The sequence below is a fragment of the Pseudomonas nitroreducens genome (assembly GCF_010994165.1).
Classification (GTDB): Bacteria; Pseudomonadota; Gammaproteobacteria; order Pseudomonadales; family Pseudomonadaceae; genus Pseudomonas; species Pseudomonas nitroreducens.
In genome coordinates this window covers 337,763-361,806 of record NZ_WMBX01000007.1, presented here as the reverse complement: position 1 = coordinate 361,806, position 24,044 = coordinate 337,763, and the positions used below count along the sequence as shown (strand labels likewise).

Here is a 24,044-nt window from a genome sequence, read left to right as displayed (position 1 = left end):
GTTGCGTCGTTGCTACCCACCGCCGAACGATTCAACGCGATTGCGCCCACCTTTCTTGGCCTGATACAGGCATCGATCCGCCCGCTTGAGTGTTGCCTCCGCCAACTCGCCTTCACTGTCACGACTAGCCACACCGATGGAAACCGTGATGAGGCCGATTTGCGGAATCTCGCGAGCCGCGAGGGCGACTCGAATACGCTCTGCGATAGCTAGGGCGGTCGCCAACGATGTGTCCGGTAAGATCAGGGTGAACTCCTCCCCGCCAGCCCGGCATGCCATATCTCCTGCACGGGTATATTCCTGGAGTACTGCCGCTACCTGTTGCAGCGCCACATCTCCCACATCATGGCCGTAGGTGTCATTGACTCGCTTGAAGTGGTCGATATCCAGCGCAAGAACCGAGTACTCCTGGCCCGTTTGTTCCAGCAACTGGAGAAGTGCGTCCATGGCACGACGATTCGCGAGGCCTGTAAGGGAGTCACTTTGTGCCTCATGTCTGAGCCGTCCGAGTTTCTGCTGCAGCAACTGCACGCCGGCCAGCATGGCCTGTCGGATCGCCGAGGCATCGGGATACCAGGCATTTACCGCCTTCAGCCGCTCCGTGGTCTGCGGCGCTGATAATTGCTCGGCGATCGATGCGAGCTCATGAAGCGGGCGGGCAATCAGCGCGGTGCCGTACCAGACCAGGATTAGCCCAACCAGTCCAGCCGGAACCATCTCCAGGATCATGTCGCGCATCAGCCGTCCGAGCGGCGCCAGTGCTATCTCACGGGGCTGCTGAGCGACTACTGCCCAGTTGGCGCTTTCCACATGGGCGTACCCGGCGAGCATCGGGATGCCCAGGTAGTTGGGTACTTCCATGGCTCCGCTTTCGCCTCGCAACGCAGCGTCAACTGTCTTGCTCCAGTCGAGTTTTTCGCCGATGCGATTCTGCTCTGGGTGGAATAACAGACGACGGTTTCCATCGGCGACGAAAGCAAATGTTCCCTCATGATGGAAATGGCTGCTGATCACGGTATGCAGTGCGCTCTGCTTGCGCAGATAGACGGATCCGCCAACGGTTCCGAGGAAGTGTCCCGAGGCATCGAAGATCGGCTGCGAGATGAACACCACCAGGTTACCAGCCACGGAAACATAGGCTGGGCTGATTTGCGGGCGACGCGTCTGCAACGCTTGCTGGATACTTTCCGAGCGCAGAGTTGTGCCAATGATCTGCAATGCATCCGGATAGGCCTGCAACACCTTGCCATTAGAATCGACGATGGCGATGGAGTTGAAGTCGATGTCCTGCGTCTGCATTCGCACCGCCTCCTCTCGCAAGCTTGAGGCGTCGCCCCAATGCTTGCCCAGTTCGCTAGCGCTGAAGCGCAGGTGACTCTGTGTCGAACGCAGGAACTCACTGAGACTCGACGCGACTTTAGATGCATAAGCGCTGTTGGACGCCAGTGCGTGCTCGATCAGCGCGTCGCGCTGGACTCTATAAGCCATGGTCAGGCTGTTGGCCAGCGTGGCCAACACGGACAGTAGGACGAGCCCGAGAATCAGCCAACGTATATCCAGTGGCCAGGCGGTTTGCTGCTTCATCCGAATCACCCTGCTCCAACGCATCGGCAAGACAGCCCGACGTCGCCATACGCATCACACACGTGCCGGACCGGTACGGCCCCGAAGCCAGGAGGACACCTGCTCAGTAATGCCTCCGCCGCGCGATAGGATGCTATCGATGCGGGCATTCTCTTCGCATGTCACAAAGCAAGGGATATGAAAAGCAGTCAGGTTTCGTAGGAAATGGATTACACAAAGATCGGTGTGGCGACACCGGCGCAAACTCCCCGTCTATCGGCCCGAGGCAAGCGTGGGCATGTCCGCTATCGGTCGGCAGCTGCCTCTCGAAGAGAGCCGGGGCCGGGAGCGAACCCGCCCCTATAGCTCGCGCAGAAATGAATGATCCACTTGTTTCATCCAAATCCATTACAGTTCCCATCCAAGGCAAAGCCACCTGGACACTGAATGGACAAGCAACAGATCGAAAAGCTGATCGAAACGGAGTTCGACACTCTGCCTCGAGTGCTGCAGCAAGCAGCAAAATTCGTCATCAGCAACCCCACGGAAGTGGCTCTCGACTCTATGCGGGGTGTGGCACGCAAAGCCGGCGTACAACCTGCTGCGATGTTGCGGCTGGCACGACACCTACGATTCGACAACTACGAAGTCTTTCGCGAGCATTTCCGCAGCTGGCTGGCTGATCGTGATTCGCCACTGACTGATCGAGCCAAGGCGCTTCGCCAAGGGCCGCACGGTGACGCCAATGCAGAGCTGGTGAGCCTGTGGCTCGACGCGGAGTCGCACAACCTCGTCCAGACCCTGGGAGCCGAACGACACCCGTCCATTGCCGAAGCGCTTCTTCTCCTTCAGCAGGCCGGGCGCATCTATGTAATGGGCCTGCGCAGCCTTTTCTCAGCCGCCTTCTACTTCAACTACACCTGCAGCATGTTCATGGATAACGTCACCATGGTGACGAGTATCGGCGGCACCTTTGCCGATGAGCTTCGACGCATAGGAGAGCAGGACGTACTCCTGGTGTTCAGTTATCACCCCTATACCCAGGACTCGCTGAAGGCGATCGCCTTCGCTACGGGGCGTGGTGCAAAGATCATCACCGTCACAGACAGCCCTCTGGCACCCACAGCTCCGGCGGCGAGCTGTGTTCTGCTAGCTCCCAACACCACCCCTTCCCTGCTTCCGTCCGTGTTACCGGCCCTGGCGGTTTCGCAGACTCTGGCCGCGCTGCTGATCGCCAACAGTGCCGACACGAGCATGCAGGAGGTCGCTAACAGCGAGGCCCAGCTCCGCCATTTCAATGTCTACGTGAAAGAGCGCTGAGGCCTCTCGGCGCGCCCCAAAAAGTACTCCGCCGACCGTTTGTAACATTCGTTTCAAAACTCAGTTGACGCTCTGCCGAACGGGCCTTATGCTCGCTCCGAAATGAAACATATGTTTCATTGAAAATAACAAATGAAACACTTGATCTGCCAACAATAACTCCAACGAGGCCCCGGAAATGAGTGATTCCACCCCCTCTGTAGCCCATAAGGGCGAGGCCAAGCTGAGTCGCGCGCTCAAGCAACGCCACGTAACCATGATCTCGCTTGGCGGGATCATCGGCGCAGGCCTGTTCGTAGGCAGCAGCGCCGTCATCACCACCATTGGCCCAGCCGCTGTACTCAGCTACGCGCTGGCCGGCCTGGTCGTCCTGCTGGTCATGCGCATGCTCGGCGAGATGGCTATTGCGATTCCCGGTATCGGTGCATTCACCGAATACAACCGCGTCGGCCTGGGCGACTGGGCAGGCTTCACCTCCGGCTGGCTGTACTGGTACTTCTGGGTGATCGTGGTTGCCGTAGAAGTAGTCGTAGGCGCCGGCATGCTCCATCGCTGGATACCCATGCCCGAATGGATCATCGGCATAGTGCTGCTAAGCACCATGACCGTAGTGAACCTGCTTTCGGTGCGTTCCTATGGTGAATTCGAATACTGGTTCGCCTCGCTCAAGGTCGCCGCGATCATCATCTTCATCGTCGTCGCTGCCTCCTACGCGCTGGGCATCACTTCCCCTGCCCCAACCTTCGGCAACATCGTCGACCACGGTGGCTTCATGCCCTTCGGGTTCCAGGCGGTGATCGCCGGCGTGCCCATGGTGATCTTCGCCATCTGCGGCGCCGAGATCGCCACGATCGCAGCAGCAGAGTCGGACGAGCCGGCCCGAGGTGTGGCCAGCATGACTCGCTCGGTCATCGTGCGCGTACTGACCTTCTATGTCGGTTCGATCCTGCTGATTGTCTGTGTCGTGCCTTGGGACACCTTGAAAGCGGGCCACTCCCCATTCGTGGCGGCCATGGATCTGATGAACATTCCGTACGCAGGCGACATGATGAATGCCGTGGTGCTGATTGCTGTCCTCAGCTGCCTGAACTCGGGGCTGTATGTCGCCTCCCGCGTGCTGTTCAGTCTCGGGCAGCGAGGTGAAGCTCCCGCAGGCATGATCAAACTGTCGGCGAATCGCGTACCGCAACGCGCCATTCTGTTCAGTAGCGTTATCGGCTTCGTGGCAGTGCTCAGCTCCATTGTCTCCTCCGAGGGAGTGTTCCTCTGGCTGGTTAACGCCTCTGGCGCGATCATGCTGTTCATCTACCTGCTCATCGCCGCTGCACAACTGCGTATCCGCTCGCGCTTCGAGCGGGAAGCCCCCCAGGCGCTCAGCTTGCGTATGTGGCTGTTCCCCTGGCTTACCTACGCCGTGATCGCAGCAATCTCCGCAATGCTCATTGCGATGGCGCTACGTCCTGAATTCCAGACCCAGTTCGTCGCCTCCGTCGTTCTGCTTGCCGTCGTGCTGGCCATCTACAAGCTGCGCAAGACCGCGAGCTACGGCTCGGCAGCGCACCTTGACCAGATCCTTCGCGCCCATCGCGCCAACTGACGTCACCGTCATTCTGCGAGCCGCCGGGCGGCGGCTCGCTCACGCTGGAGATACGCATGAACTACCCCGATGACGCCCCCGCCTCTCAACAGATCTATGCGCGTGCCCGTCATGTGCTTCCCGGGGGTAACACCCGTACGACGGTCTACATGAAACCGTTCCCGCTCTATGCAGTTCGTGGTGAAGGTTGCAGGGTCTGGGATGCCGATGGCGCCGAGCGGATCGATTGCATCAACAACTTCACTGCGATGATCCATGGCTACTGCCACCCGAAAGTGGACGAGGCTGTACGCGAGCAACTTGCTCTGGGCACCTGCTTCGGCATGCCCACAGAGAGTGAGATCGAGCTGGCCGAAATCCTCTGTGAGCGCCTCGCTGGCGTAGACCAGGTACGCTTCACCAACTCCGGTACCGAAGCCGTGATGATGGCGCTCAAGGCCGCACGAGCCTTCACCGGCAGAGAGAAGATCGCCAAGGTCGAAGGTGCCTATCACGGCTCTTACGACTACGCCGAGGTGAGCCTGGATTCCGCACCCGCGAATTGGGGCGACTCGGCACCGACCTCAACGCCCTATGCCAAAGGCACTCCCACCGGCGTGCTCGATGACGTGGTGGTGCTACCGTTCAACAATATCGAACTCACCGAGCGTCTTCTCCGCGAGCAAGCCGGCCAACTGGCCGCCGTGCTCGTTGACCCGATGCCCAACCGTGCGGGCCTCGTACCGGCTACTGCCGAGTACATGGCATGCCTGGCTCGCGTAGCTAAGGAAACGGGCACTCTGCTGATCTTCGACGAGGTGATCAGCCTGCGTCTGGGCTACCACGGCGCCCAGGGTATCTGGGGCGTGAAACCCGACCTCACCACTATGGGCAAGATCATCGGTGGCGGTTACCCCATCGGGGCCGTGGGTGGTCGTGAAGAAGTAATGGCCGTGTTCGATCCCTCCTCGGGCAAGCCGGCGCTCCCACACGGCGGCACCTTTTCCGCCAACCCCATCAGCATGCGAGCGGGCATCGCCAGCCTGCGTCTGCTCGACAAGCCTGCCTTCGAGCGCCTTGAAGCTATCGGCAATCGAGTTCGCCAGGGTATCGATGCCGCTTTCGAGCGCCTGGGCATTCCAGGACGCACCACCGGTCGCGGTTCATTGTTGAAGGTTCACTTCACTAACAACGCGGTGGTGGATTACCGCAGCGCCTACCAAAACGCAGATACCGCCAAGCTGCTGGCCACCTTCAATCTTGGCTTGCTCAACCGAGGCGTCCTGGCAGCCAGCTATGGTCTGATGGCCCTCTCGACCAGCATGTCGGACGCTGACATCGATCAGGTGATTGCAGCGGCCGAAGGTGCCTTGCACGACGTCGCACAGAGCCTGGAAACGGCCCAAGCAGTTTGAGAGGTACTTCCAAGATGAATCAACCCATCAACAGCAGCCCGTACTGGTGGGAGGCAGCGCCACTCGCCAGGGACGCTGGAGAGCAGTTGCCGAATTACAGCGACGTGGTGATCGTGGGCGCCGGCATCACGGCCATGTGCGCAGCCATCCCTCTCCTCCGAGCAGGACGCAGCGTGACCATCATCGACGCCGGAGAGATCGGCAGCGGTGCCAGCACTCGTAATGCCGGATACGTATCGCGCTCCTTCAAGCACAGCTTCGGCGACCTTGAACGCAAGCACGGCCAGGACTATGCCATCCAGTTGCACCGGGAGCTGCAGCAGTCCGTGGACTCCGTACGTCACATGGTGCAGAGCGAATCGATCGACTGTGATCTGCAGATGATCGGACGCTTCATGCCAGCCCCAACTGCAGCAGCCTATGAGGCCCTGGCGAATGACCTGGATACCCAGCGTCGGCACCTGGGCTTCGAGTTCGAGATGATTCCCCGTGAGCGAGTCCGTGACGAGCTCGCCACGGACATCTACAAAGGTGGAGCCCTGCTCCCCGACCTGGGTGGACTGCACCCGGGCAAATACCATGCGGGGCTTCTGGCCAGTGCACTGAAATCAGGCGCGACGGTGATCCCCAATACCCACGTCAGCAACCTTCAACCGCAAGGCGATGGGCAGGTACGAGTGGAGACATCGCGTGGCGAAGTCATGGCCAGGGATGTGGTCTTGGCCACCAATGGCTACACAGACAATCTGCTCCCCTGGCTGCGTCGTCGCATCATTCCATTCGACGCATACATGATCTCCACCGAGGCCCTGTCCCCGCAGTTGGTGAAGCGAATCATCCCCAATGGTCGGGTATGCATCGACACCAACCACAACCCGTTCTTCGTGCGCCAATCACCGGATGGCACCCGCCTGCTGTTCGGCGCCCTCACGGGCGAGCAGCCCGATACCCCTGAGCAGAAGGGCGAGCGCTTGCGCGCGTTGCTGTGCCGCCTGCTACCCGACCTGGGCCAGGTAGCCATCGAGCATTCCTGGACTGGCCGCTGCAGCGGAACCTTTGACCTGTACCCGCACCTCGGCACTCATCAGGGCATCCACTACTCGCTGGGCTACTGCTTCGTAGGTGTACCGATGGGCACCTACCTGGGCGGCAAGATCGCCGCCGGCATTCTCGGTCGCGCGGACGCATTCACGGTCTTCCGTGATCGCAGCTTCCCCAGACTTCCCCTCTACAGCGAGAAGCCGTGGTTCCTGCCGGCAGTGTTCGGCTACTACCGCTTCCTCGATCGACGCACACCTGCTGGCGCTCTGGCGTGAGCCCTCTTTTGACCAACGGAGTATTCCAATGACAACCCAATTCCCGCGTGTCACTTACGCCACTCAGGGCGAAGACCTCTCAGCACTGCATGATTTTCTGGACAAGGAAATCCCGGCGTTTCGCGCCAAGTGGCTGGGCCGTCACTGGCCCAATCTGATCGATGGCCAAGCAAGCGAACAAGGCACCAAGTACTCGGCCTTCAGCCCGATCGACAACGAGACACTGCTGGGTACCTTTGTGTCCGCCGACACCATTGCCGTTGACCGCGCTGTCCAGGCCGCTCGCAAGCAGTTCAAGACCTGGGGCCATACACCCTGGCAGGAGCGAGTAAAAGCCCTCCAAGGCTGGGTAGAAGTGCTGCGTCGTCGCAAATACGACATCGCCATCGCCTGCCTGCTGGAGATCGGTAAGTCGCGTATCGAAGCACTGGGCGAAGCCGATGAAGTCCTCGACATGGTCGAGTATTACTGTGGCGAGTACGAGCGTAACAACGGCTACCTGCAGCCCCTGCGCCGCGAATTCCCCACCGAGGAAACCAGCACCCGCCTGCGCCCGATCGGTGTGTTCGGGGTCATCGCGCCGTTCAACTTCCCGTTGGTGCTGTCTGTGAACCTGGTCACCGGCGCCCTGCTAGGCGGCAACACCGTGGTGTTCAAGCCCTCGCCCAACTGCGGTATCACCGCCAACCTGCTGGTCGACACTCTGCGTGAAGCGGGCCTGGGGCATCTGATCCATCTGCTCGCCGGCCACGACGAATGCGGCAAGGCACTGGTCGCCCATCCCGACATCGATGGCATTGCCTTCACCGGCTCCTACGCCACCGGCATGGCGATTCATCGTGAGCTGGCCAAAGCGCCCTACTCCAAGCCGCTGATCGCCGAAATGGGTGGCAAGAATCCCGCCTACGTCTGTGCCAGCGCCAACCTGCAGCACGCGGCCCGAGGCGTCGCACGCTCGGCGTTCGGCCTGCAGGGCCAGAAATGCAGCGCCTGCTCAGTGGTCTACGTCGACAGCAAGGTGAAGGATGAATTCGTCCAGGCGCTGATCGCTGAAGCTGGTCAGGTTTCCATCGGTGATCCGCAGACCCGCGACGCCTGGATGGGCCCGCTCTATGATTCGGCAGCCATCGAGCGCTTCCTCGACGCCGTTCAAACTGCGCGACGCGACGGCGCCGTGCTGTACGGCGGTACCCGTGTCGAGAACGCACCTTACGCCCAAGGCCATTACGTGCTTCCGGCAGTAGTTGAGTTGCCTAAAGACCACCCATTGGTTCGTGTCGAGCTCTTCGCCCCGTTCGTAGCGATCCGTTCGGTGGATGGCCTAGAAGCGGCGCTAGTTGAAGGCAATGCGGTTAACTATGGTCTCGCGGCTGGCGTTTACACCACCGACGAAGCTGAGCTGCAGTACTTCCTAGAACATGCAGAAGCCGGCGCCCTCTACGCCAACCGTCCCAGCGGTGCGACCACGGGCGCCTGGCCTGGCGTACAGAGCTTTTGTGGCTGGAAGGGGTCGGGCATGAGCCACAAAGGCGGCTTGGGCCCGAACTACTTGCCGCAGTACATGCGCGAGCAGAGCCACACGATTCTTCGCTAAGCCCTCCCTTCGCACCCAGGACCGCCCCGGTATATGCCGGGGCGTTTTCATTTCTGGACTGTTTTAGACTTTCGAGCACTGCGCACCACTGCGGCATCGGTATCCGTAGCTGATTCGATACTGCCTCTGACCAACGGCAGCAATCGGCTGTGGATTCAACCGATCGACGCAACAGCCTGGTTAAAACACTCGGCAGGGGTCGAGTACCCCAGGGTCTTTCTGGGTCGTTCGTTCAACCGCCGAGCGACCTTGTCCAGCGCGTCCTGCGAGTACAGCGAGAGATCAGTTCCCTTCGGAAAGTACTGCCGTAGCAGGCCGTTGGTATTCTCATTCGTCCCGCGTTACCAAGGATTCTGTGGATCACAAAAGTAGACTTGGATATCCGTCGCCAGAGTGAAACGCTTGTGAGCAGCCATCTCCTTGCCTCGATCCCAGGTCAGGGATTGGTAGAGCTCCTGAGGCAATCGCCGGGCATTCTCGATCAGTGCATTCACCACTGTCTCGGTGTCCTTTCCATCCACTTTCACCAGCATCACATAGCGGCTGTGGCGCTCAACCAGCGTGACGATCTGACTGTTTTTGCTGCCGCACAACAAATCGCCTTCCCAGTGTCCTGGTACTGCACGATCTTCAACGATGGCCGGCCGCTCGCTGATGGAAGTCGTATCGCTGATACGGCCATGGTTACCGGTTTTCTGGGTGTGATGACGTGACCGGCGCATAGCACGACTACGGCGCAGATACTCCAGTAATTCTTTCCTCAATGCGCCACGGGCCTGGATGAAGAGGCTGCGGTAGATGGTCTCGTGCGACACCTGGTAGGCCACGTCCGGGTAAGTACGCTTCAACCACCCAGCGATCTGCTCGGGCGACCACTGGTTCTGAAGCTTCTCCGCAACAAGCTGCGCCAACTTTGGGGACTGGACAAGCTTGCAAAGCTTTGGGCGACGAGCCCTGTCCCATGCCGCCTGATCAGCCTGGTTGGCGCGGTAGCTTCGGCAACCACCGTTACGATTGATCTCGCGGCTGATGGTGGATGGGGCTCGCTCCAGACACATCGCGATATGCCGAATCGACTGGCCAACGGCAAGTGCTCTCGAAATCTCCTCGCGCTCAACCAGTGTTAGCGCCAATCTGGAACGTCGTCGGGCGATTGGGCGGATGCCCCCTGTCTCCGCAAGAATCCCTTAGATCGAGGAGTGGTTCCGATCGAACAGCTGCGCAATCTGCTGGAGCGAGTCACCTGCCTTCCAGCGATCCCACATCAAGGCCTTCTGGCTTTCGGTGTAGTAGATCCGAGGTCTTTGCTTCATCTGCAACACTCCTCCTTTACACAGGGTTCAGTGTGTTGCGTTCACCGGTTGAATCCACAGTCGGTAGCGGCCGTTATGCGGCCGCCTGCATGCTCAGAAGTGACGCGTCGATCCAGGCTACTCCCGCCTTGATCAACTGCCGAGCATCTCGCTCCGACATCCCATGCTCTCGTCCGATGCGGTTCGCCGGCCACTTTGCTCCGAAGTAGAACCAGACGAAGTCACCCATTTGCGCGTCCCGACTGGTCAACTTTGCGAGGGCTCGGTCGACCAAGCCTGCAGCCTCATCGGTGATGCGGTATTCCTTCACCTTGCCCATGGGGTTGGCCAAGCTCATCACCGCCGCCATCGGCGAGACGTAGCCAGGCACTCCCATTCCATCCATGCGCCACCAGCCCACTGCTCCAGCAGGTACTCGGTATCGCCCAGCGCCTTGCCGACATAAGTTCGCGTCCGCGCCATCTTCAATCCCCTCTGTAGTGCGAGCCTCCCGGCCCTTTCTCGTTGTTCCACTCCGCATCCCGGGTTCTCCGTGTTACTGCTGCAATCTGTGCTTTCTCCGCGAGCTGCCGCTCTGCCTTCGCCATCCGTGCACCGAGAGCTCTGGCTATGTACTCGATCGGCACCTCCATTCCGCCTCGTGCCACCCAGCCCACACCACTGCATGCAATGCAGGGACGGTCATAGAACACCGGTCTGGTTACCCCCTTACCCCTACAGATCTTGCAGCTCTCGACCTGGACCAGCTCTCTTGTGAAGTCAGGCCCGTGCTTCTTGCGCATCTGCCCTCCTCCGGATTTCGGACCGCACCATCTCGGAGTCTCGCCCCAGCGAACGGCCCTCTTCCCGTAGCTGCCGTTGACGATCCTGATTGGGCGTCATCCACCCCGCGGCACACGGTGGCGTAGTAGCCCTGCTGCTCCATGCGGAGCAGGAAAGCGTTCTGCTCTGGAGAGACTCGAGAGTCGTTCGGCGGAGCTGCCTTGAACTCGATAAAGAGGCCGAACCACCCGCCCCGCGCCATAGGCAGGATGATGTCGCTGACGCCCGCCTTCGCGCCTTGGCGCTTCATCTCGGCAGCCACCTTGATATGGCGGTGTCCTCCATTGGGAACGTGGAAGACGAGTCGAAAGGCCTCGGGATGCTTCAACGCCAAGATGGAGAACAGAGCTGCTTGCTCCTTCCCTTCCCAATCGAATTTCCGCTTGCGAAGCGTGCGAGGACTGCGCGGAATTGGTCGGAGTGACTTCACGCCATCACCTCCGGACCATCCAGCCAGGCGAGGAAGCCGGCGGGGACGTCATGCCCCTCTTCCGCTACCAGCTTCGCGCAGCGCGCCAGCAGATCGGCCTGGGGCCCATAGCGTTCTTCGAAGCGAACCTTGAACGGGTGGACGGCGACGCCAGGGAAACCGACAGGCCCGGTGCCCTCCTGATGATGTCCGGCGCATAGCGGCAGGACGTACCAGTGCGCATGTCGCTTCGTGCGTCCGTCGACGTGATGAATGCTGCAGTGGTCGTTGAACTCGCGGTGACCGAAGCGGCAGGCCGCGCAGCCAACCACGCGGACAAGCAGGTCATGCCAGAGCTTCCGCTCGGCAGTTGGGATTCGCCCCTTCACGCCGGCCCCCGCTCGCTTCGATGTCCGCACTGATCGCCGCCAGCACCTGGTCGCGAGTCTGTACGTAGGCAAATGGGATCTTCCCGCCGGGCCGAGTGACAGCGAAGCGCATCAGCACGCGCTCAACCTCGGCGACCGTATAACCGTTCTCGGTCTGCCAGCACTTCGGGATCACCTTGCCGGAGGCGTCACGCTTGGCACGCCACTTCAGGGGTTCCTGGATCATGGTCATTGGGTACCTCGGGATGCGCCTTGCTGCGCGGATGGCTGGCCGGCTTTCGCGGCGCGTTGCTGCTGGAACAAGAGGGCGGCCTGCTGCCGGGAGTACTCCGCCTGGGCGTCTTCGAAGGAAAGTTTGCTGGCTTTCGGCGGAGCCGGCGGCGCCTGGATGGCCCACTGGGTGCGGTATGCCTCGGCCTTGGCGAGCAGCGAGCCCAGGTCGTGGCAGTTCCGGAGTAGATACGTGTCTTCGACGCTGACGAAGTAGGCGGCCACGGCCGGAGCCTCATCGGCGCCGAGTCGCTTCAGCAGGTCGCGGACCTGGGCGTTGACCTTGCCGTTGCGAACAGGGTCGATGCCGTAGCGATTCCGATACGCCGCGGCGTATGCCACCCAGATGGCCCGGCAGCCCTCCTGACGAATCAATTCTTCATCGGGCTGGCCGGAACCGGCCGGCGAAAGGTTCTTTGATGGTTCTACTGAAGGTTCTATTACGGTTCTGGGTGCAGCATCTGCGGGGGTGGGTGCAGCTCCTGCGGGGGGGCATTTCTTTCGGGGGTGCAAATGCTGCGGGGGTTACGGTGAACATCGTAGACCGCCCCTGGCGCGCTTCAATGATCAATGCCTTGCGCTCTTTCAGGACCTTGATGGCCTGCTGCACGGCACGCTCGAACAGGCAGGTGCGCTCGGCAATCTTCGCCACCGAAGGCCAGCACACGCCCTCGTCGTTTGCATTGTCCGCCAAGCTGATCAGCACAGCCTTCTGCGCCGGCGTCAGCCCCTGCAGCGGCCAGCAGGCCGACATGATGATGGTGCTCATTGGCAGAGCCCCCAGGAGGGCGCGCCACGATTCGCCATCGTGGGATTTCGTGGCGCGCTGTTGTTCAATCCAGTCTTCGTGGGCATGCGTCCCGCACTCCCCCCGCAATTGCCGTAGCTTGTTCTCATCGCACGCCGACCTTCGCGCGGGCTGTCTCGATGACGACTTCGATCTTGTTCTGGGCCTCACGCCCCTCCCGCTCGATTCGCTTGAACTCCATCCGGGTGACCTTGCCGTCGGCCAGCGCTTCAATGGCAGCCTTCGTCACGTCCGCCGCTTCGCTCGCCATCGCCAGGGTTGCGTTCGCCAGGCAGTCGGCCGGCTGAACATCGCGGCGCACCAGATGGAAGCCAAAGCCGTGCGCCAGCTCCTGGAGCGGACGGAGGTCGCCGGTGTGCAGCAGGATCTGGTAGAGCTGGTTGATGGTCAGCTTGTGCGAGTCGTTGTCCGGGTTCGCGCGCTGCAGCAGGCTCACATGGGGCAAGCCCATCTTGGCTGCCAGCTCCTTGGCCCCGGCGTCTTCTACTGCGTCGTGGCACGCCCTCAGGAACTCTTGCATTCGTAAATCCTCTGGATTCTTTCCGTGGAGCCCGGACAGGGCTGCTGGCAATCTGTAGCTACAGGTCAGGCGGCGGAGGGAACGCGCTCGTTGTAGAGCCGCTCGATTTCCTTCCCGGTCTCGTACCGGCCCCCCGCGCCCTTGGATGCCCTGTGGATGGTGGGCTGGGTAGTGCCCGCGAGGTCGGCAATGGCTTTCTGAGAAAGCCCCTGCTCGACTAGCGCGGCGATCATTTCCTTGACGGTCATGGAGACCTCCAATTCGCTTTCGTATTGGCGATAATACGCACGCGTATCGATCCGAGCAATACACTCGGGCAATACGTTTTTCTATTGGCGAAACCATGAATATTGGCGAACGGATTGAAGCCGAGATGCAGAAGCTTGAGTGGAGCGAGGGAGAGCTCGCCCGCCGCGCCGGCATCAATCAGCCCACCGTGCACCGCATCATCAAGGGCGAATCGAAGAGCCCCAGGCGCGACAACATCGAGGCCATTGCCAAGGCATTCGGCTGCTCTGTCGAATGGCTATGGACTGGGATCGGGACCGCGCCACTTGGTAGCCGCGCAAACACAACAGCGACGAGCTCTGCCGCCAAGGTTATGGAGATGCTGGAGAAGCACGGCAAGGGCCTCGGCGCCGCTGCTCGCCAGCAGATACTGCAGGCAGCCGCCGAGGATGTGCAGGCAGCCGCCAGCTCGAATGTGATCGTCGCCGACTTCTCCCGGCCAGGCCCGGTGGGCGACGAAATCAGCATTGCGCACTACGACATCCGCGGCGCCATGGGCAACGGCCAAGTGCCGGCCGACTACCCCGAGATGCTGCGCGATGTGAAGGTCAGCCAGGAACAGCTGCGCAAGCTCGGCGTCACCTACGACGATCCGAACCACCTGAAGATGGTGTACGGCTGGGGCCACTCGATGGCGCCCACCATCAAGCACGCCGATCCGATGATCGTGAACATCAACATCCGTGAGTTCGACGGCGACGGGATATTCATCTTCACCTGGCAGGGCCACCTCTACATCAAGCGCCTGCAGGTCCAGGATGCCGAGCACTTCGAGATGATCTCGGACAACAAGCAACACAAGGACAGGGTCATCCGGATGGATGAGACCTATATCCATGCCAGGGTGCTGCTCGTTTGGAATGCGCACTTAGTCTAGAGCTGCCACTGGCAGAGCATGGGGCAGTAGCCGCCCCACGCCCAGATGGGTACAAAAATGGGAATGAACAAATCAACTCAGTTGCTCAAGCACGATCTCAAGGCCATCACCGCGGATCTCAAGTGGGCATCTGTCGATCTGGTGAAGATATCCGAGCGACTGAGCCAGGCAGGTAATGAAACTGACGCCTGGGCCGTGCTCCGAATCGTCGGCATGCTCATCAACGGCGAGGATCGCCTTGGCTCATACGCTAGCGAGGTCAAAAGCGGGCGCATAACGCGAGCTAAGGGTTAAAGGTCAAGGTTGCAGGGGGAAGTCTGCATCCATGCGCGGGTGCTGCTGGTGTGGAACGCGCACCTGGTGTAAGCAAATCGGCTGATGCCTCAGGACGAGGCGAAGGGGCCCTTAATGAATCTGCTTGAAGTCCTCGGCGACCTCTGCTCTGCGCTTAACCTCTGGCCTACCCAGGGCCGCAAGTCAAATCGGGTGTTCAGTCCAGGGTTCGTGGCCATATGCATCATCTTTGCGACTCTTGAACTGGTGTTGCTGCACAGTATATTTGGCGGGGACACGCATGGATGAGAAGTGCACCCAAGCCTGCATGCTGTTGGCTTGAAATACTCATTTCTTGCAGCGTAATGAAGTCACAGCTTTTTCCAAAAAACAAGGATGAAGTATGAAGAAGCCTGATAAGGAAAGAAAAATACATATCCTTCATGCGGCCCACAAAAGGTTTCTGCGAAGCATCAGAACGGATAGCGGCCGCAAAAAAAAAATCGAACAAAAGAAGGTCATGCGACCGCAGCATCCGCCCTGACATAGAGGCGCCTGCGAAGCTGGATCTTTACAGCACAAAAAACCACTTAAACTTTGTTTCATTCCTAGAAAGATTTAGGACCCACGTAAAAAATAATTCAAGCACCACGATAACTTTTAGAAACACAACAAGAATAACAGCCGCAGCGGGCTTGATTCTTGTAGCCGAAACGGATCGCCTGGCCAAAGCCTATCCGGAGAAGAAAATAAGATGCTTCCTTCCTCCTAGCATTTCAGAGGGGCAATATAGAAACTCTAGCAATGCTGTTGAAAGCGCTCTTAATCAAACTGGGTTCTTCAAGGCAATTGGCCAAATAAACCATCGGCATGCAAATCTGAAAAGCATCTCCAGATGGAAACAGCTATCTGGGAACACCGCAGACGGCAGCCTTGCGCGATCTTTGCTCGACTCACTGGGTGACAGAGTTACAGAAATTTCGAAGAAGAAAATATACCGCGGCGCTATTGAAGCCATTGCCAACTGCGTTGAGCATGCTTATCCAGCGAACCGACCAGATGGCTTAGACATTGACGACCGGCGCTGGTGGATGCTTGTTGGACTTGACGATGAAAATCTTTCCGTAATCGTGTGCGACTTAGGGGTAGGCATACCATCTACACTTCCGGCGAAGCATCCTGAAACTCTGCTAGAAACAATCAAACAAAAATTCAGCATATTCGGCACAAATGACAGTGACATGATTATGCTTTCCTCTCACATCAAGCAAACCCGCACGAAATTAAAAAACCGAGGAAAGGGCGGGAAGGACTTCCGAAGCATTATTCGGAACTTCCCTACAGCACTCTTTTCTATAAGAAGCAACAAGGGGGTCTTTTGCATTTCAGGGAAAGATTGCCGACCCATGAAAGCCATATCCGCAAGACGTTTTATTGAGGGGACCAACAAGACTGAGTCTGTTCTCGAGCACACTAAGTCAATCCGTGGTACACTTCTAGAATGGGTTGTCCCTTTAAAGGATCTCGCTCAATGATCACTATATACGTAAAAGATTTCTCAGAGTTCCCAGGGCCGCGCAAAGAAAGTGTCGGCCCAAATTCTGGGGAAAAGTTTCGAGATACTGTACTCCTCAAGGCCCTTCGAGAGCATCCGGACGAAGAAATATCGGTAAATCTAGATGGCACCGCCGGTTACGGATCTTCTTTTCTTGAGGAATCCTTCGGCGGCCTGATAAGAGCTGGAGTTCCTTACCAAAGAGTAATCGGGCTTTGTGAGAACCTCGTTTCAGAGGAAGATGAATCCTTAATCGAGGAAATAAGAGAGTACATCACAGAGGCCCATCAGGAACAAGGCTAACCAATAATGGACAAGGACTCGTTTCAAATAGCATTCTGGATAATAAGCTTGTTATTTGTAGTGTGCGGCATGGCCATTACAATCATTGGCTGGCGAGTTAACAGCAATAACGCCAGAGCACTGGCAATAAAAAAAGACATTCATGACACCATCGAAAAGTCTTTAAATGCACTGAAAGATCTAGAGGACTCCTCATATGACTTCTGGCTTACAGAAGCCTCGGAGACCTTGCCATATCAATTGATTGTATTACACAAACGATTGATCTCTAATCTTGTTCAGATATCCGAGCTGACCGGAAAGCCAATTCCTATCAATGATGTTGCCGCCTTGCGGCGTCATGCAACGCTTGATGCGGAAACATCTCCACGGCCCCTCACCTTCTCGAATGAGCGCGTAAGGCGTCTTTCGAGAGCCGCAACAAACATAATCGAATCAGACCTCCTCAAAAAGACTTGGCAAAGCTGATGTTCCTCCAGCCTTTGGAATCGTTCCTCAAGGCGGGCAGTTTTAAAGCACTGATGTAGTAAGCAGGCCGCCTGAAAAGGCGGCCGGGCCCCCTCGATAAAGCAGAGTCAGAACGCCGCAGGCTGATCGTGCATTCTGCACCTCGAAGTCAGCACATTCCTCTTGCTCCAAAGGTGCATAGCATTCAGCCATCACTGCATGGAGCATCCTCATGGCACGACGCCGACCGCAAACCTTCCTGTACTACGCGCGGGTGGCAGCGATCGAGTACATGGCCGAGCGCCAGATCGAGCGCGCTCAAGCAGCCATGGCGAAGCTCCAGGAGCAGGCAGCTCGCCAGCAACAGCAGCTCCGCCCTACTCCACCAGCTCCTCGCCAAGTAGATCAGTACGACGCGCAGGTCATGAAGGCGGCAGCTGAGTCACAGCGCCAGCACGACGCAGCATGGGGCAAGTTCTACCAAGCACCCCGCGGCTGCGATAACTGGAAGACCGACCAGCAGATGGTCGAGTGCCAGAACCACAAGCTCAGAGCCAAACGTGAGTTCGAGCAGAAATGGTCCTCTGGCCTCCTCCATGAGGATGCTTGATCAGTCCGACTGGGCCGCGCAGAGGTTTTCGCTTCTGCCAGGCTAAACCAGAACCTGTCGGGTGCTGGCGATCAGTTGATTGACCTGGTGCACCACCGAGTCATCAGTAGGGACTTCCGGCCCCCTTCCCTCCGGGCAAGGCATTTTGGGCGTTGTTCCGAATAGTCTGCAGATGAGAGGCCGCTGCTCGTAGGCCTCGCATCCATTTGGACCAAGGTGAACACAGTTCCACTCGGCCAAGGCCGCATCATGTTCGGCCTCGCTCTTGGCTGGCAGTCGGGCCAACTCTACCGAAGACGCAGTGACCGGCCCACAGCAGTCGTGGCAGCCAGGCTTACACTCAAAGCCGGGGATTCTCCGACGCAATTGATCAATCCTGCGGCTCACACTGTTCATCGGCGCATCCTGGTTTGGGGGCGCGGATTATACATACGCGGCCCCCTCACCTTCGGCCAGGAGGTTGTCACCTCAGCGCCAGAGTGCCGGCAGCTCCAACACCCCGTAACTTGAGATAGGTTAAGGCAATCAGCCGCCGGTGCAGCCGATGTAAGCCTCGTTGCCGAACTCCTTGGCAGTTTTCATTTTGACTTCATAGCCCTCGACCATCGGGCGTTTGTATGCCTTCGCGGCGATACCCATGATCACCTTCTTCTGCGCGGCAGGAACGCCCGATTCGTCTAAGGAACGCGCCATTTCAACCATCGTCATCCCCATCTGACGCGCTTGCATGGACACTTCAGCAGCGTCAGCTATTTCTGCACAGGTGTCTCTTTCTGCATGGGCCAGCAGAGCGACCGAGGACAGCACAACAACAGTCAAAATCCGTTTCATAGAAACTCCATTCGAAAGCGGCATTGTGCCACCCTGCTCATACTGTCAGTCAATCAAAATGGCGCTGGCTGATCGTGCAGGTACTGCACCCTGAAGTCGGCCGGTAGCTCCTCCTCTTCTCCCTGGGCGCCCTCGCCCTCCTCCTCGCTCGGCTGCCACTACAGGACGGCTGTCCCGTCCTCGAGCTTGGTCACCGTCAGGCCGTCACTCTCGGCTAACTCGTCCATCACCTGGCTCCACGCTTCATCCGTATCGCCGTCCAGGCGCCAGACCACTGCGCGCCGATCCGCCTGAGCCTTCGGGCTTCCCACCATTGCCGAGATTCGCAGGCGCAGGCGATCCAGCGCGTGGATGCCGCTTCCCTTGGATGCCGAGACCACTTGCTTCGTCATTTCCATAGCTCCTTGCCACAACTGTATGTAAATACAGTATTCAGAAACGAATCGTCCTTCAACGGGTTTCCGACTATCTGATGCTTGGGAATTCCGATACGGAAGCGTAGTGACACAGGCAATACGTGTTCGTATTGTTTATCCAACGCCAACGTATTACGGCGCCAGGCCACCGAGCCGACCGCTCTTTAACAACGCACCCAATGACGAATACAGCACCTGCCGCTACCGGCGACCGGCGCACCCATCCAGAGGCCAACTGAGGGGCTGAAGGATGGAGCGCGGCGAAACGCCAAACCGTGTGAATGACCCGGTAAGCAGGTGTGAAGGTCGGCGCCGCCCTAGTGGCGCCGGCGGAAAGCATCACTGAAGCGCCTTCCCCAGAGGGCGCTTTGGGATGACTACCAGGAGATGACCATGCAAGGAGCCAGCGCCCAGGCCTGGACACAGCCCTTCCCTCACGTCAGCCGGCTCGGCACTCCAGGTGCCCAGCGCTGGGCGACGGTCAGCAGCTACGCCAAGTCGCTGCATGTGATGAGCCGCTGGCAGCCAGGCTGCGGCCTTACCCCTGACACCGACAACTTCGAAAGCCTCGATGCCGCCCAGCGCGCTGGCGAGGAATGGACCAACGGTGCCCGCGCCGTTCCCACGGGTGGATAGCAGGAGGATGCAGCCATGTAACCGACAGCCCTGGTAGTTCGGCAACAAGCCGGGCGAGCCGCGAAACGCTCACCGACATAAGGCGGACGTGAGCACGGAAAGCCCAGGCCCTAACTGGGCTTTCCACTCACCAAGGAGGAATAGCCGGCTTCATCAGCACCTTGCGAGACGACACGGGAAAGACCTCCCCTCCAGAGAAGCTGCCACTTTCAGCGCAGACATTCATTCGGCAGTGGTCGCCCACATCAACAACTCTGATCACTTCGTCCCCACTCCGTACGGCCTGCTCAAGTCTCACCACACACGAGCTCTCAGGGTATCGATGCACGTAGGCGTCTGCTCCGTCCGCAACGGCCTCCCCAAAGGAACGGCACGTATGACCGTTCACGTAAACGCTCTCGAAGTAATAGCGAACTCGGCCAGGCTGAAGGTTCTCGATTACTAGGGTGTTTTGGGCCTGCACTCGGTCGGTTGAACCGTAGCCGCCCATAGGCACTTCCTGGGGCACGGAATACTCTCCCTGAAAATCAAAGGCAGATGCCGCTTGCTGATAGCAGCTAAGCCCGAACGCCACTGTCGCCCAGGCGGACACGCTCACTTTTCTCATGGTGCTCCTTCACCAGATAGGTCACCGCATTCAAGCAGATCCGCGGACATCTCGCGTACTTAAGGTCGCGCGGTGTCGCCTACTACTTCACGTCCCGCATTGATCCCTTTCGAGAGCACTCCTCCGCGGCGCCCACCGGCGCATAGCCGCGCGCTGGAGTGCTGCCCAAAGGAAGCCACCACCCAGACGAGGTGATCGCCATGCAACAGCTGAACACTCACCAGCAGCTCGCCCAGTTGCTGCTTCAGTCCGCCGCCGCCCGCGCAGCCTTCGAGGCACGCCGCACCATCGTGGTGGAGAAGCCGGCCTACCAGATCCGCCCGAGCGGTTGTGGCTTCTTCCACATCGTCGACACCGCCACCGACAAGGTAGCCGGGTTCCGCCGTGATTACCGGGAGGCAATTGCTCGCGCTGAGGAGCTGACCATCCGCAAGCGGGATGACATAGGAGCGGAAGGCTGATGGCCAAGTCTCAGCAAGAACGCTCAGCGGCAGCCGCGGCGAAGCGCCAGCGCTTGGACGAGACAGAGCTGCGCCACCGAGTGCGCCGCGGTACCCGCGCAATGCTGGAGAACCTGATGCGCTGGCATGGCATCGAGGAGCAGGCCGAGGCGATCCAGTTGCTGATTATGCATGCCCATGACCTTGGTCCGGAGGGTTCCGCTTCCCTCCTCGCTATTCCGCGCCACGATTTCACTCCCTCAGATTTCGTGGCGCGCCAGCTCGACAGGCTCGGACGGCAAGAAGCAGCGCGCATCGATCAGCAGGACCAGTAACCCATCACCACGCCATCCGCTGCACTCGCGGCGAGTATTCAGGCCTTCTTCTGACTGAAGCGGAGGTAAAGCATCGTCGCGGCAAGTAGGAGGAGGAACGAAAAGATGGCCTGCCAGATGTAAATGGTGGTGTACATCATCGATAGCTTCGCGCGGAAGTCCCCGCTCAAGCGCTTCGCCTCTTCCAGTGCCTCGCCGCCTGAGTTCCAAGCAGCACTCAGCTTGGCCTGAAATTTGGCGGCCTCAGCTTTGCTGCCGAACACGATGGCCGGAGCCTCCCTCCTGACCTCCTCGGCAACGCCAGAGATCAGGACCACACCGAAGCCGAACAAGCCAAGCAATAGAAACACTTTCAAAAATCGCATCTCCACCATCCCTAAGCAGCGCAAAATATGGCCGAGTCTAGGACAGCGGTGCGGCGGAGCTCTACCAGTTGCAGGATCGGTTATCGATCAGGTCGATCGGCAGCAGGACAGTGTCGAGCGCTGCAGAGAATGGCAGGTCAACGATCATCAACGGGCCTACCACGTCCCATGACTTGAGATCGAGCTGCACGCCGGTGTAAGGGCATGGATCGAACAGGTGCCCCAATGAACTCGCACAGCCATTCGTGCTTAGCACCACAAGGGCAACTGATATCGCCCTGAACCACACCCTCATATGAATCCGCTCCTTCGTTGGAGCGAGAACCCTGACGACCAGCCCCCACCGTCGCAATAGGACGTTTCCTAAGTGCACGCGGCGGCGCTCTACCTGGAGAAACCATGAAGCTCACTTCGATTCCCCGCATCAAGCGGGTGTCGCTGGATCGCCCGCGCCTGCGTCGTCCGCGACCCTCGGCTCGCAAGATCAACTTCCTGCTCCGGGGCGGGCCGCTGAGCATGGCCTGGCTCTGCTGCCCTGGAACCCTCTGCTTCAGCTACCGCGACTGGCGCGGCTACTACGACCAATACAACAAGTGGGTGTCGCTATGAGTACCTTTGCAGTGTTCGGCATGACCCGCGACATGGCGCTGAACGACGCGCGCAACACCATCAAGACCAGCCGCCGCACCCCGCTCGGTGAGCAGCCCATCCCGATGACCGAGTGGCTTGCTCTGTGCGAGAAGGCTGCTGACCAGGTGATGGCTGGGACCAAGACCAAGCAGCTCGGGCCGTTGTTCGATACCCCGCAGTTCGCCGAGCAGTTCATCCAGGTGGCCCGCAAGACGCTGGCGTGCCGAGACCTGCACATCAAGGCGAAGGTCACGCTCACCGATGACAGATCACGGCTTGCTTAGCGCAAGGATCGCCACCCACACACTGCCAATTGAAATAACCATGCTGAAGACGGCAATCAACGTGTTAAGTCCTGGGTTCGAGTTCCAGTAGTCGACGAAGTGCTGCCAGGACGACTTGTCAGCCTCGTCATACCCTTTGACCGTCAAGAAGTACGTCAGGCCATCTCCAGAATTCCGGAGATATCCCCTCGCCTCGAGTTCAAGAATTAAGTCTAAGAGGCGCGGCCGCATCAAGGATTGCTTTTGATCGACCTCTGCAATCTCAGGCATGTACTTCCTGTAGTACTCATGAGCAGTGGTCAGCACCTCAAAGCTCCCCAGGTGCCGAACCCCCTCCCCAAAGTCTTCTATGTATCGGTCGTAGACAACACCCAAGAACTTCTTTGGCATTTTTCTCGAGATTTTCTTCGTAATCATCTGCCGACTCCATTCGGATCAAAGTCGGCAGAACCTACCCCACTCCATGCCATTGCGCCACTACGGCCGCCCGGTCAGGCGCCGCGCAGCCTGAGTAACAACGAGGTGAGCCAGGAGACTGGCGGCTTGTGATTTTTCACTCGCTCACCGGCCGCATACATTTCCTCCTGCAACAGACTGGCTCGATGCTCGAAGTCGGGCTCGGAACCGCTGTGGCTCTCTAGGAATTGCTCGAGCGCTTCGGCCTTCGCCTTGAAGTCCTCAAGCAGGCGTCGGTCATCCTCAAGAAACTGCTGCTGTGCTTTGATCATCACCACTCCTTGGCTCGGCTGATTGCCGGTCTCTTCCGAAGCTAGATCAATCAATCCTAAGGCGCCACTAGGGCGCGAGGACTCGCCATGCCCCGAATTTACCTCGCCGGCCCCATGACCGGCCTGCCGGAGTTCAACTACCCGGCCTTCAACACCGAGGCCGCCCGCCTGCGCCAACTCGGCTACCACGTCGAGAACCCGGCGGAGAACAATGCGCCAGCCGACACCACTTGGTCCGGCTACGTGCGCTTGGCCCTGGCCCAGCTGATCACCTGCGACTCGATCGCCCTGCTGCCCGGCTGGCACAACTCCGAAGGGGCCTGCCTGGAGTACCACGTCGCCAGCAAGCTGGGCATGCAGGTGTTCACCGCCAGCCAGATCACTGAACCAGCAAGGAGCGCAGCATGAATCCACGCATCCTGAAGAAGCTGTGCAAGCGCATAGCGCCGATCCTCCCGAGCATCGGAATTGATACCGAGCAGTTCCCCGCAGTGCGCTGGGACAACTACCACGGGTTCTATGGCGCGTGGGAGCGTAAGGCCCTTCAGCGCCGCAGCGCCCTCTACCCGTTTGAGAAGGACCGCAAGTACATGCCTCGGCACGGGAAGCGCTGGGTAGTGCTCGACTATCCGTGCCACCCACTGAAAGGGACGCCGATGGTTGGCTCCATGCAGGGCTACTACGAGCCGGAGTGGGAAGAGGAATGCACCTGGGCCTCCTTCACCGCCATGGTTTGGAGCACCTTTACCGATTGGGATGGCGGGCCACGGGACGAACACGGGATTCCTGACCCGGTCCCGCCTCGCAAGCGCTTCCGCACCACGAGGGATTACCTGGCGGCAGTGCCGGAGATGATCGCTCGGCAGCGGGAGTGGGAGTGGGAAGCGAAGTATCGCCGGAAGGTTGCAGCATGACCCGCCCCACCTTCTGCCGCGGCACCGGCCAACCCTCCGAGAAATGCGACTGCCTGCGCTGTAGGCCTGCCCTCCAGGAGCGAGCCATACGAACAATTCAGTGGGAAGCCAAATGCCTCCTCGAAACAGGCAGGCCTCTGCGACAGGCTCCATACTCAATCCAAGCGCGCAATCGCAGGCGGAGTGAGGG

Annotated in this window: 34 protein-coding genes and 2 pseudogenes; 18 read left to right on the top strand and 18 right to left on the bottom strand. The window is 59.2% G+C overall.

The annotated features are described in order from the left end of the window. Positions 1-12: 12 nt before the first annotated feature. Positions 13-1,584 (bottom strand): sensor domain-containing diguanylate cyclase, encoded by a 1,572-nt coding sequence (locus GJV37_RS27560; RefSeq protein WP_024763471.1) that lies wholly within the window; start codon positions 1,582-1,584, stop codon positions 13-15. A 426-nt stretch (positions 1,585-2,010) separates the two neighbouring features. On the opposite strand from GJV37_RS27560, the gene GJV37_RS27555 reads away from it, so the two are divergent. The 5 genes from GJV37_RS27555 to GJV37_RS27535 all read left to right on the top strand — a co-directional run bounded on the left by GJV37_RS27555 (position 2,011) and on the right by GJV37_RS27535 (position 8,784). Then, complete coding sequence (locus tag GJV37_RS27555) at positions 2,011-2,883, top strand: MurR/RpiR family transcriptional regulator (protein WP_037009068.1); 873 nt, start codon at positions 2,011-2,013, stop codon at positions 2,881-2,883. 178 nt (positions 2,884-3,061) lie between these two features. Then, on the top strand, positions 3,062-4,480 hold the full coding sequence (locus GJV37_RS27550; protein WP_037009070.1) for an amino acid permease: 1,419 nt from the start codon (positions 3,062-3,064) through the stop codon (positions 4,478-4,480). A gap of 56 nt (positions 4,481-4,536) precedes the next feature. Then, complete coding sequence (locus tag GJV37_RS27545) at positions 4,537-5,874, top strand: aspartate aminotransferase family protein (protein ID WP_065327800.1); 1,338 nt, start codon at positions 4,537-4,539, stop codon at positions 5,872-5,874. Between the two features lie 14 nt (positions 5,875-5,888). Continuing rightward, complete coding sequence (locus GJV37_RS27540; RefSeq protein WP_193453166.1) at positions 5,889-7,190, top strand: NAD(P)/FAD-dependent oxidoreductase; 1,302 nt, start codon at positions 5,889-5,891, stop codon at positions 7,188-7,190. A gap of 28 nt (positions 7,191-7,218) precedes the next feature. Next, positions 7,219-8,784 (top strand): aldehyde dehydrogenase family protein, encoded by a 1,566-nt coding sequence (locus GJV37_RS27535; protein WP_170860160.1) that lies wholly within the window; start codon positions 7,219-7,221, stop codon positions 8,782-8,784. A 155-nt stretch (positions 8,785-8,939) separates the two neighbouring features. Here the strand turns inward: GJV37_RS27535 and GJV37_RS27530 are convergent. From GJV37_RS27530 to GJV37_RS27490, 10 genes and pseudogenes are all read right to left on the bottom strand, one after another. After that, positions 8,940-10,097: pseudogene (locus GJV37_RS27530) on the bottom strand (IS30 family transposase). 73 nt (positions 10,098-10,170) lie between these two features. Beyond that, a pseudogene (locus GJV37_RS27525) lies at positions 10,171-10,559 on the bottom strand (antiterminator Q family protein). Between the two features lie 2 nt (positions 10,560-10,561). Next, positions 10,562-10,879, bottom strand: a complete 318-nt coding sequence (locus tag GJV37_RS27520) for a hypothetical protein (protein WP_170860135.1) — start codon at positions 10,877-10,879, stop codon at positions 10,562-10,564. Next, on the bottom strand, positions 10,798-11,349 hold the full coding sequence (locus tag GJV37_RS27515; protein WP_170860161.1) for a VRR-NUC domain-containing protein: 552 nt from the start codon (positions 11,347-11,349) through the stop codon (positions 10,798-10,800). The genes GJV37_RS27520 and GJV37_RS27515 overlap by 82 nt, the downstream gene beginning before the upstream one ends. Beyond that, the gene (locus GJV37_RS27510; protein ID WP_170860162.1) at positions 11,346-11,717 is read right to left on the bottom strand and encodes a Ref family recombination enhancement nuclease; all 372 of its coding nucleotides are present in this window, start codon (positions 11,715-11,717) and stop codon (positions 11,346-11,348) included. Before GJV37_RS27510 ends, GJV37_RS27515 begins: the two co-directional genes overlap by 4 nt. Then, complete coding sequence (locus tag GJV37_RS27505; RefSeq protein ID WP_240967365.1) at positions 11,674-11,949, bottom strand: hypothetical protein; 276 nt, start codon at positions 11,947-11,949, stop codon at positions 11,674-11,676. The genes GJV37_RS27510 and GJV37_RS27505 overlap by 44 nt, the downstream gene beginning before the upstream one ends. After that, on the bottom strand, positions 11,946-12,362 hold the full coding sequence (locus tag GJV37_RS29615; RefSeq protein WP_246228452.1) for a hypothetical protein: 417 nt from the start codon (positions 12,360-12,362) through the stop codon (positions 11,946-11,948). Before GJV37_RS29615 ends, GJV37_RS27505 begins: the two co-directional genes overlap by 4 nt. A gap of 4 nt (positions 12,363-12,366) precedes the next feature. Beyond that, complete coding sequence (locus tag GJV37_RS29610) at positions 12,367-12,756, bottom strand: helix-turn-helix domain-containing protein (protein WP_246228451.1); 390 nt, start codon at positions 12,754-12,756, stop codon at positions 12,367-12,369. Positions 12,757-12,880: 124 nt separating this feature from the next. After that, positions 12,881-13,315 (bottom strand): phage regulatory CII family protein, encoded by a 435-nt coding sequence (locus tag GJV37_RS27495; protein ID WP_170860070.1) that lies wholly within the window; start codon positions 13,313-13,315, stop codon positions 12,881-12,883. A 65-nt stretch (positions 13,316-13,380) separates the two neighbouring features. Next, positions 13,381-13,563 (bottom strand): helix-turn-helix domain-containing protein, encoded by a 183-nt coding sequence (locus GJV37_RS27490; RefSeq protein WP_170860071.1) that lies wholly within the window; start codon positions 13,561-13,563, stop codon positions 13,381-13,383. Positions 13,564-13,658: 95 nt separating this feature from the next. Between GJV37_RS27490 and GJV37_RS27485 the strand changes: the two genes are divergently transcribed. The 6 genes from GJV37_RS27485 (at position 13,659) to GJV37_RS27460 (ending at position 17,668) form a co-directional block, all read left to right on the top strand. Next, complete coding sequence (locus GJV37_RS27485; protein ID WP_223121870.1) at positions 13,659-14,480, top strand: XRE family transcriptional regulator; 822 nt, start codon at positions 13,659-13,661, stop codon at positions 14,478-14,480. 57 nt (positions 14,481-14,537) lie between these two features. Further along, positions 14,538-14,774: a hypothetical protein gene (locus tag GJV37_RS27480; protein WP_170860072.1), complete on the top strand. Its 237-nt coding sequence runs from the start codon at positions 14,538-14,540 to the stop codon at positions 14,772-14,774. 422 nt (positions 14,775-15,196) lie between these two features. Further along, complete coding sequence (locus GJV37_RS27475) at positions 15,197-16,288, top strand: ATP-binding protein (RefSeq protein WP_193453165.1); 1,092 nt, start codon at positions 15,197-15,199, stop codon at positions 16,286-16,288. Next, positions 16,285-16,611, top strand: a complete 327-nt coding sequence (locus tag GJV37_RS27470; protein ID WP_193453164.1) for an STAS-like domain-containing protein — start codon at positions 16,285-16,287, stop codon at positions 16,609-16,611. The genes GJV37_RS27475 and GJV37_RS27470 overlap by 4 nt, the downstream gene beginning before the upstream one ends. A gap of 69 nt (positions 16,612-16,680) precedes the next feature. Beyond that, complete coding sequence (locus GJV37_RS27465; protein WP_170860075.1) at positions 16,681-17,079, top strand: hypothetical protein; 399 nt, start codon at positions 16,681-16,683, stop codon at positions 17,077-17,079. Positions 17,080-17,290: 211 nt separating this feature from the next. Beyond that, the gene (locus GJV37_RS27460) at positions 17,291-17,668 is read left to right on the top strand and encodes a hypothetical protein (protein ID WP_170860076.1); all 378 of its coding nucleotides are present in this window, start codon (positions 17,291-17,293) and stop codon (positions 17,666-17,668) included. Between the two features lie 42 nt (positions 17,669-17,710). Here the strand turns inward: GJV37_RS27460 and GJV37_RS27455 are convergent, their stop codons facing one another. The 3 genes from GJV37_RS27455 to GJV37_RS27445 form a co-directional block, all read right to left on the bottom strand. After that, on the bottom strand, positions 17,711-18,064 hold the full coding sequence (locus GJV37_RS27455; protein ID WP_193453163.1) for a YkgJ family cysteine cluster protein: 354 nt from the start codon (positions 18,062-18,064) through the stop codon (positions 17,711-17,713). Positions 18,065-18,193: 129 nt separating this feature from the next. Continuing rightward, on the bottom strand, positions 18,194-18,499 hold the full coding sequence (locus tag GJV37_RS27450; protein WP_170860078.1) for a hypothetical protein: 306 nt from the start codon (positions 18,497-18,499) through the stop codon (positions 18,194-18,196). A gap of 158 nt (positions 18,500-18,657) precedes the next feature. Beyond that, positions 18,658-18,891, bottom strand: coding sequence for a DUF1654 domain-containing protein (locus GJV37_RS27445; RefSeq protein ID WP_170860079.1), 234 nt, complete (start codon positions 18,889-18,891; stop codon positions 18,658-18,660). 417 nt (positions 18,892-19,308) lie between these two features. Between GJV37_RS27445 and GJV37_RS27440 the strand changes: the two genes are divergently transcribed. From GJV37_RS27440 to GJV37_RS27430, 3 genes are all read left to right on the top strand, one after another. Beyond that, entirely contained in the window at positions 19,309-19,551 is a 243-nt protein-coding gene (locus tag GJV37_RS27440; protein ID WP_170860080.1) for a hypothetical protein, read from the top strand. Between the two features lie 807 nt (positions 19,552-20,358). After that, a complete protein-coding gene (locus tag GJV37_RS27435; RefSeq protein WP_170860068.1) occupies positions 20,359-20,619 on the top strand; it encodes a hypothetical protein in 261 nt (86 codons plus the stop codon). Beyond that, the gene (locus GJV37_RS27430) at positions 20,619-20,933 is read left to right on the top strand and encodes a hypothetical protein (protein ID WP_170860081.1); all 315 of its coding nucleotides are present in this window, start codon (positions 20,619-20,621) and stop codon (positions 20,931-20,933) included. Before GJV37_RS27435 ends, GJV37_RS27430 begins: the two co-directional genes overlap by 1 nt. 38 nt (positions 20,934-20,971) lie before the next feature. On the opposite strand, the gene GJV37_RS27425 is transcribed toward GJV37_RS27430, so the two are convergent. Then, positions 20,972-21,298, bottom strand: a complete 327-nt coding sequence (locus GJV37_RS27425; protein WP_170860082.1) for a hypothetical protein — start codon at positions 21,296-21,298, stop codon at positions 20,972-20,974. A 61-nt stretch (positions 21,299-21,359) separates the two neighbouring features. After that, entirely contained in the window at positions 21,360-21,593 is a 234-nt protein-coding gene (locus tag GJV37_RS29930; protein WP_170860083.1) for a YceK/YidQ family lipoprotein, read from the bottom strand. Positions 21,594-21,697: 104 nt separating this feature from the next. Between GJV37_RS29930 and GJV37_RS27415 the strand changes: the two genes are divergently transcribed. Then, positions 21,698-21,907 carry a hypothetical protein gene (locus tag GJV37_RS27415; RefSeq protein ID WP_170860084.1) on the top strand — a complete coding sequence of 70 codons (210 nt, stop codon included), beginning with the start codon at positions 21,698-21,700 and terminating at the stop codon, positions 21,905-21,907. Further along, positions 21,904-22,212 (top strand): hypothetical protein, encoded by a 309-nt coding sequence (locus GJV37_RS27410; RefSeq protein WP_170860085.1) that lies wholly within the window; start codon positions 21,904-21,906, stop codon positions 22,210-22,212. The genes GJV37_RS27415 and GJV37_RS27410 overlap by 4 nt, the downstream gene beginning before the upstream one ends. On the opposite strand, the gene GJV37_RS27405 is transcribed toward GJV37_RS27410, so the two are convergent. Next, entirely contained in the window at positions 22,198-22,629 is a 432-nt protein-coding gene (locus tag GJV37_RS27405) for a hypothetical protein (protein WP_193453162.1), read from the bottom strand. The genes GJV37_RS27410 and GJV37_RS27405 overlap by 15 nt on opposite strands. Positions 22,630-22,703: 74 nt before the next feature. Continuing rightward, entirely contained in the window at positions 22,704-22,940 is a 237-nt protein-coding gene (locus GJV37_RS27400; RefSeq protein ID WP_170860087.1) for a hypothetical protein, read from the bottom strand. 87 nt (positions 22,941-23,027) lie between these two features. On the opposite strand from GJV37_RS27400, the gene GJV37_RS27395 reads away from it, so the two are divergent. Both GJV37_RS27395 and GJV37_RS27390 read left to right on the top strand, forming a co-directional pair. Then, complete coding sequence (locus GJV37_RS27395; RefSeq protein WP_170860088.1) at positions 23,028-23,348, top strand: DUF4406 domain-containing protein; 321 nt, start codon at positions 23,028-23,030, stop codon at positions 23,346-23,348. Continuing rightward, positions 23,345-23,854: a hypothetical protein gene (locus tag GJV37_RS27390; RefSeq protein WP_170860089.1), complete on the top strand. Its 510-nt coding sequence runs from the start codon at positions 23,345-23,347 to the stop codon at positions 23,852-23,854. Before GJV37_RS27395 ends, GJV37_RS27390 begins: the two co-directional genes overlap by 4 nt. The last annotated feature ends 190 nt before the right edge of the window (positions 23,855-24,044 follow it).

Coding starts and splice junctions, on each gene's coding strand:
- GJV37_RS27560 (WP_024763471.1), bottom strand. CDS start 1,584: ATGAAGCAGCAAACCGCCTGGCCACTGGATATACGTTGGCTGATTCTC.
- GJV37_RS27555 (WP_037009068.1), top strand. CDS start 2,011: ATGGACAAGCAACAGATCGAAAAGCTGATCGAAACGGAGTTCGACACT.
- GJV37_RS27550 (WP_037009070.1), top strand. CDS start 3,062: ATGAGTGATTCCACCCCCTCTGTAGCCCATAAGGGCGAGGCCAAGCTG.
- GJV37_RS27545 (WP_065327800.1), top strand. CDS start 4,537: ATGAACTACCCCGATGACGCCCCCGCCTCTCAACAGATCTATGCGCGT.
- GJV37_RS27540 (WP_193453166.1), top strand. CDS start 5,889: ATGAATCAACCCATCAACAGCAGCCCGTACTGGTGGGAGGCAGCGCCA.
- GJV37_RS27535 (WP_170860160.1), top strand. CDS start 7,219: ATGACAACCCAATTCCCGCGTGTCACTTACGCCACTCAGGGCGAAGAC.
- GJV37_RS27520 (WP_170860135.1), bottom strand. CDS start 10,879: ATGCGCAAGAAGCACGGGCCTGACTTCACAAGAGAGCTGGTCCAGGTC.
- GJV37_RS27505 (WP_240967365.1), bottom strand. CDS start 11,949: ATGACCATGATCCAGGAACCCCTGAAGTGGCGTGCCAAGCGTGACGCC.
- GJV37_RS29610 (WP_246228451.1), bottom strand. CDS start 12,756: ATGAGCACCATCATCATGTCGGCCTGCTGGCCGCTGCAGGGGCTGACG.
- GJV37_RS27495 (WP_170860070.1), bottom strand. CDS start 13,315: ATGCAAGAGTTCCTGAGGGCGTGCCACGACGCAGTAGAAGACGCCGGG.
- GJV37_RS27490 (WP_170860071.1), bottom strand. CDS start 13,563: ATGACCGTCAAGGAAATGATCGCCGCGCTAGTCGAGCAGGGGCTTTCT.
- GJV37_RS27485 (WP_223121870.1), top strand. CDS start 13,659: ATGAATATTGGCGAACGGATTGAAGCCGAGATGCAGAAGCTTGAGTGG.
- GJV37_RS27480 (WP_170860072.1), top strand. CDS start 14,538: ATGGGAATGAACAAATCAACTCAGTTGCTCAAGCACGATCTCAAGGCC.
- GJV37_RS27475 (WP_193453165.1), top strand. CDS start 15,197: ATGCGGCCCACAAAAGGTTTCTGCGAAGCATCAGAACGGATAGCGGCC.
- GJV37_RS27470 (WP_193453164.1), top strand. CDS start 16,285: ATGATCACTATATACGTAAAAGATTTCTCAGAGTTCCCAGGGCCGCGC.
- GJV37_RS27465 (WP_170860075.1), top strand. CDS start 16,681: ATGGCCATTACAATCATTGGCTGGCGAGTTAACAGCAATAACGCCAGA.
- GJV37_RS27460 (WP_170860076.1), top strand. CDS start 17,291: ATGGCACGACGCCGACCGCAAACCTTCCTGTACTACGCGCGGGTGGCA.
- GJV37_RS27455 (WP_193453163.1), bottom strand. CDS start 18,064: ATGAACAGTGTGAGCCGCAGGATTGATCAATTGCGTCGGAGAATCCCC.
- GJV37_RS27450 (WP_170860078.1), bottom strand. CDS start 18,499: ATGAAACGGATTTTGACTGTTGTTGTGCTGTCCTCGGTCGCTCTGCTG.
- GJV37_RS27445 (WP_170860079.1), bottom strand. CDS start 18,891: ATGACGAAGCAAGTGGTCTCGGCATCCAAGGGAAGCGGCATCCACGCG.
- GJV37_RS27440 (WP_170860080.1), top strand. CDS start 19,309: ATGCAAGGAGCCAGCGCCCAGGCCTGGACACAGCCCTTCCCTCACGTC.
- GJV37_RS27435 (WP_170860068.1), top strand. CDS start 20,359: ATGCAACAGCTGAACACTCACCAGCAGCTCGCCCAGTTGCTGCTTCAG.
- GJV37_RS27430 (WP_170860081.1), top strand. CDS start 20,619: ATGGCCAAGTCTCAGCAAGAACGCTCAGCGGCAGCCGCGGCGAAGCGC.
- GJV37_RS27425 (WP_170860082.1), bottom strand. CDS start 21,298: ATGCGATTTTTGAAAGTGTTTCTATTGCTTGGCTTGTTCGGCTTCGGT.
- GJV37_RS29930 (WP_170860083.1), bottom strand. CDS start 21,593: ATGAGGGTGTGGTTCAGGGCGATATCAGTTGCCCTTGTGGTGCTAAGC.
- GJV37_RS27415 (WP_170860084.1), top strand. CDS start 21,698: ATGAAGCTCACTTCGATTCCCCGCATCAAGCGGGTGTCGCTGGATCGC.
- GJV37_RS27410 (WP_170860085.1), top strand. CDS start 21,904: ATGAGTACCTTTGCAGTGTTCGGCATGACCCGCGACATGGCGCTGAAC.
- GJV37_RS27405 (WP_193453162.1), bottom strand. CDS start 22,629: ATGATTACGAAGAAAATCTCGAGAAAAATGCCAAAGAAGTTCTTGGGT.
- GJV37_RS27400 (WP_170860087.1), bottom strand. CDS start 22,940: ATGATCAAAGCACAGCAGCAGTTTCTTGAGGATGACCGACGCCTGCTT.
- GJV37_RS27395 (WP_170860088.1), top strand. CDS start 23,028: ATGCCCCGAATTTACCTCGCCGGCCCCATGACCGGCCTGCCGGAGTTC.
- GJV37_RS27390 (WP_170860089.1), top strand. CDS start 23,345: ATGAATCCACGCATCCTGAAGAAGCTGTGCAAGCGCATAGCGCCGATC.